We start from the raw sequence: 2,734 nt of genomic DNA on the forward strand, positions 1-2,734 counted from the left end.
GGTTCCTGCGGGATCGGTGGTCGTGGCCGGTTCGATGCCGTCGAGAAACGGCGTCAGCCTGTATTGCGCGGTGATCGTCAAGCGCGTGGATGCGCAGACCCGCTCGAAAACCTCGGTCAACGAATTGTTGCGCGATTGACGACGCTCTACATCGACGCAGATGCCTGCCCGGTCAAGGCCGAGGCGGAAAGGGTGGCGACCCGGCTGCGGGTGCCGATGGTGCTGGTCTGCAATGGCGGGCTGCGGCCACCCGCCAATCCGCTGGTCACGCTGAAGATCGTGGCCGAAGGCCCGGACGAGGCCGATAAATGGATCGCGGATCAATGCGGACCGGGCGATGTGGTGGTGACGGCGGATCTGCCGCTGGCGGATCGCTGCATCAAGGCCGGGGCGCAGGTGTTGCAACATGATGGCGAGACGCTGACACCGGCCAATATCGGCCCGCGTCTTGCCACCCGCGACCTGCTCAGCGATTTGCGCGCCGCCAACCCCTTCATGCAGGGCGGTGGTGCGGCCTTCTCCAGGGCCGACCGATCACACTTTCTGCAATCGCTGGATCGGGCCTTGCAGGCGGCGCGGCGTCAGACCTGACACATGGCAGCGGATGCCGGGCGCGCGCGGATCGCGCGCCGCCTCGGGCAGGCCTCGATGGCCTGCACGAGGCGATCCTCTTTTCCCGGATTTCGAAAGGTTCAGCCTTGCCCGATCAGCAGCATCACGATGGGAATCGTCACGATGCCGATCGCGGTCGAGATCAGGATCGCCGCCGAAACCCGTTGCTGCGCGACACCAAAATACTGCGCCAGAATATAGATATTGCCCGCCACGGGCAAAGCCGCCGCCGCAATCATGACCCCCGCCGCGAAGGGCTCGACCGCCATCAGCCAGCAGGCCAGCGCCACGGCCAGCGGATGCAGGGCCAGCTTGACAAGGCTCAGCCAGGCCGAAGCGGCCAGCCGCCCCAAGCGCAGGCCCGCGAGGCTGGCCCCGATGGCGAACAGCGCGCCGGGGGTCGCCGCAGCGCCCAGGATCGTCAGGAACTCCTCCAGCGGGCCGGGCATCGGCAGACGCATTTGCGACCAGATCAGCCCCGCCGCCATGGACAGGATCATCGGATTTGCAACAATCCCGCGCAGAACCGGCACTGCCGTCCCCAGCCTCAGCCCGCCGCTGCGCGCGGCATGGACGATCAGTGTGATCAGCGTCGAATAGACCAGCATGTCTATGGTCAGGACCATCAGCACCGGCCCCGCCGCCGCCGGCCCGAAAAGGACGACCAGCATCGGCACGCCCAGAAAGCCGGTATTGCCGCTGATACAGCACTGCGCCTCCATCGCGGCCTCGACAGCGGGCAGGCCGCGCGCCCGCGCCACCCAAAGTCCCACCGCCCAGATCAGGGTCGATCCGGCCAGATAGGCCACCACGAAGCGCGGATCGAACAATGCGGCCAGATCCAGCCCCGCTGCCAGCCGGAACAGCATCGCCGACAGCGCGAAGAAGAACACGAACCGGGTCAGCCAGGCCGCGCCCTCGGCCGGAAAGAACCGGCTGCGCGCCGCCAGCCAGCCAAGCCCGATCAGGCCAAAAAATGGCAGCGTCTTCAGAAAGATGGCCAGCATCAGAAAACCGACATGATCTTGGACAGGGGTTTCTTGACCTTCGCCGCCGCCGGAACCGTCGCATCCGGCGCGGGCAGGCCCACGGGCAGGATCATCACCGGCTTTTCATTCTCGGGCCGGGCGCATAACGCGTTCAGGAATTTCATCGGGTTGGGCGTGTGTTCCAGCGTGACCAGCCCGGCGTGATGGATCGCCGCGATCAGCATCCCGCAGGCGATACCCACGCTTTCGGGAACATAATAGTGTTTGTGCCTCTGCCCGTCCCGAATGCCATAACGCTGCGCAAACACTACGATCAGCCAGGGCGCTATGGTCAGATGCGGCTTGTCGGGGCCGGTGCCCACTGGCTCCAGCGCTGCCAGCCATTCATCGCCACCGCCGCCCGCGTAAAAGGCGCGCTCTTCCTCTTCGGCGGCCACGCGGATGCGGGATTTCATGGCCGGATCGGCGATAGCCGCGAAATGCCAGGGTTGCTGATTGGCCCCGGATGGCGCGGTGCCTGCCGCCTGAATGCAGGCCTCGATCACCTCGCGCGCAACAGGCGCATCGGAAAAATCGCGGACGGAATGCCGCCGCCGCATGTAATCACGAAAGGCAAGTGCGGCGGACAGCGAGGCATCAGGCGACAATTGCACCCGATCCGGCAAAGGCAATGGCTGATAGCTCATGAAATTCCCTTTTGCGGGGTCATCCTGAACCGATCAGCACCCCGGTGGCAAAGACCAAACCACCGCCCACGACCACTTGCAAGGCCGCACGCCAGAATGGTGTCTGCATCCAGCGGTTCTGGATCCAGGCGATTGCCCATAATTCGACGAAAACGACGATGAAGGCGATGATGGTTGCGGTCCAGAAATGCGGGATCAGATAGGGCAGGGCGTGCCCCAGTCCGCCAAGGGCGGTCATCACGCCCGAAGCCACCCCCCGCTTGAACGGAGAGCCGCGCCCCGACACCACCCCGTCATCAGATGCCGCCTCGGTAAAGCCCATGCTGATGCCCGCGCCAAGGCTGGCGGCCAGCCCGACCAGAAAGGTCGTCCAGGTGTTCTGCGTGGCAAAGGCCGTCGCAAAGATCGGAGCCAGGGTCGAGACGCTGCCATCCATCAGCCCGGCCA

4 protein-coding genes and 1 pseudogene are annotated in these 2,734 nt (G+C 65.3%); 2 read left to right on the forward strand and 3 right to left on the reverse strand.

Features of this window, described 5'->3' with window-relative positions:
• Both ACK5L9_RS12080 and ACK5L9_RS12085 read left to right on the forward strand, forming a co-directional pair.
• Positions 1–139 (forward strand): annotated as a pseudogene (locus ACK5L9_RS12080) (2,3,4,5-tetrahydropyridine-2,6-dicarboxylate N-succinyltransferase); the annotation flags it as partial.
• The gene (locus tag ACK5L9_RS12085; RefSeq protein WP_416911715.1) at positions 136–591 is read left to right on the forward strand and encodes a YaiI/YqxD family protein; all 456 of its coding nucleotides are present in this window, start codon (positions 136–138) and stop codon (positions 589–591) included. The pseudogene ACK5L9_RS12080 and the gene ACK5L9_RS12085, both read left to right, overlap by 4 nt.
• A 101-nt stretch (positions 592–692) precedes the next feature.
• Here ACK5L9_RS12085 and ACK5L9_RS12090 read toward each other — a convergent pair whose 3' ends face one another.
• From ACK5L9_RS12090 to ACK5L9_RS12100, 3 genes are all read right to left on the reverse strand, one after another.
• Positions 693–1,619, reverse strand: coding sequence for an AEC family transporter (locus ACK5L9_RS12090; protein ID WP_416911716.1), 927 nt, complete (start codon positions 1,617–1,619; stop codon positions 693–695).
• Entirely contained in the window at positions 1,619–2,287 is a 669-nt protein-coding gene (locus ACK5L9_RS12095) for a nitroreductase family protein (RefSeq protein ID WP_416911717.1), read from the reverse strand. Before ACK5L9_RS12095 ends, ACK5L9_RS12090 begins: the two co-directional genes overlap by 1 nt.
• Positions 2,288–2,306: 19 nt before the next feature.
• On the reverse strand, positions 2,307–2,734 hold a 428-nt coding region (locus ACK5L9_RS12100), incomplete at its 5' end, for a VIT1/CCC1 transporter family protein (protein WP_416911718.1).

The sequence above is a fragment of the Paracoccus sp. (in: a-proteobacteria) genome (genome assembly GCF_047973135.1).
Lineage (GTDB): Bacteria > Pseudomonadota > Alphaproteobacteria > Rhodobacterales > Rhodobacteraceae > Paracoccus.

What these genes read in the sequence shown, in the direction of transcription:
- ACK5L9_RS12090 (WP_416911716.1), bottom strand. Translation starts at nt 1,619, where the DNA reads ATGCTGGCCATCTTTCTGAAGACGCTGCCATTTTTTGGCCTGATCGGG.
- ACK5L9_RS12095 (WP_416911717.1), bottom strand. Translation starts at nt 2,287, where the DNA reads ATGAGCTATCAGCCATTGCCTTTGCCGGATCGGGTGCAATTGTCGCCT.